This window comes from Methylobacter psychrophilus (assembly GCF_025583945.1).
In the GTDB taxonomy this organism is placed as follows: domain Bacteria; phylum Pseudomonadota; class Gammaproteobacteria; order Methylococcales; family Methylomonadaceae; genus Methylobacter_C; species Methylobacter_C psychrophilus.
The window spans coordinates 1-1614 of the sequence record NZ_JAOEGU010000137.1; the positions used below are offsets into that span (position 1 = coordinate 1).

Sequence of the window (1614 nt, forward strand, 5' to 3'; positions counted from 1 at the left end):
TCTCAAAAACACTGGCGGCCAGCTTGAGTTCAAGTTCTGCAGCCTTGATTGATGTGACGTCACTTGCCAAGGCAAAGAAGCCGATGACCTGTCTTTGGACATTAAAATCGGGTAGGTAGTTGACCAACGTTGCATGAACGCTACCATCTAACTTGGTCTGTTCGGCTTCGAAAAGTTGTTTTTCACCACAATACCGTTCGGCATAAATATTGCTAAATTTAAAAATCAGCTACGCTTATAAGTTTTAGCGTAAAGATGACTATAGAAACAATATTCAATAACCTAACTGCCCCATTGCAAACCATACTTAAAAAAGAGGCCGATCAACTGCATGGCGACAGCTTAATTTATAAGCTATCGCTATATTTTTTAACGATGAATTTGGTTTACGCTATTATCAAAAAAATCCCCTCTATTGCCCTCTTGGTAACGGACATTAAAACCTCCCCAGAGGCATTAGATCTTAAATTGGTTCAGGCTTCAGCGTCTATGTACTCCGAGGCCTTGATTCGTTATGACGCCAAGCTATTCCAGCGAATTTTTCTCACCTTGATTGAGCAGTTGAATTTTTTAGAAGTGCCCGAAATTACAGCGTTAGGGCGCTTTATTTTAGTCGATGGCTCAATATTTCATGCCTTCAGCACAATGGCATGGGCCTGTTACAAGTCGACAAATAATGCCATTAAAATGCACTTGGCTTTTGAATTAAATCGCATGATTCCTGTGCAGTTTTTTAGTACCGATGCTAATGGCAATGAAAAAAAAGCACTGCTCGCTATGCTTGAGGCAGGAGTTACTTATATTGCCGATAGGGGTTATGTCTCCTTTGCTGTTTTTCAGCAAATTGTAAGCTTACAAGCCTTTTTTATCATTCGCATAAAAATCAACATCAAATATGCGGTCATAGAAAACTTAACGGTTATTGTTCCTGATAAGTGGCAGTGCTTTTTTTCCGAAGTATCCGACTCACTCATTAGTTTCTCAAATGATAAACAGAAGGCTACTTATCGTCTCGTCACTTTTGTTGCTTACGATGAAACCTATCGGATTACTACCAATCGTTTGGATTTAACAACGGGCGAAATTATCATGCTTTACGCCTATCGCTGGCAGATCGAATTGTTTTTTCGTTGCATCAAGCGTACTTTCAATGCGTTACATCTGGGTCTCATAGTGAACGCGGTGTAGCAATTCAGTTTTATCTTTACCTTATCGTTTATTTGCTTATGGTCCACTTCAAACAAAATTTGAATCAACGACAAGAATCCGCTAATTCTACTAAAAAAGTCACTGCTAGACACCAGGAAAGACACGCATCGCGTACACCTGCTCGCGGAATCGTTACACTTTTAGGCGAAAAACTCAAAACATTCTGGAAAATGAGTATCCATTGGATAACGTGCATTCAAAATCTATTGCTTAAACCTTTAACCCCTGACTTGGTGGTGATTATTAATGCTATTCAATAATCATGCCGAACGGTATTGTTTTCACCAGCCAAGACCGCTTGAATATAAGGTGCTTTACTGTTGAATTGGTGCTCGCCTAACAGTTCCTGCATGCTGCGCCCTATTATGGCTGACGGTAGCTTGTCGAACCAATCCAGATAGCTTT

General features: G+C 40.1%; 1 protein-coding gene. It reads left to right on the top strand.

Translation table 11 applies throughout. The features are described from left to right. Window positions 1-255 precede the first annotated feature (255 nt). Window positions 256-1188: an IS4 family transposase gene (locus N7974_RS20505; protein WP_262967387.1), complete on the top strand. Its 933-nt coding sequence runs from the start codon at window positions 256-258 to the stop codon at window positions 1186-1188. Window positions 1189-1614: the final 426 nt, after the last annotated feature.

Coding starts and splice junctions, on each gene's coding strand:
- N7974_RS20505 (WP_262967387.1), top strand. CDS start 256: ATGACTATAGAAACAATATTCAATAACCTAACTGCCCCATTGCAAACC.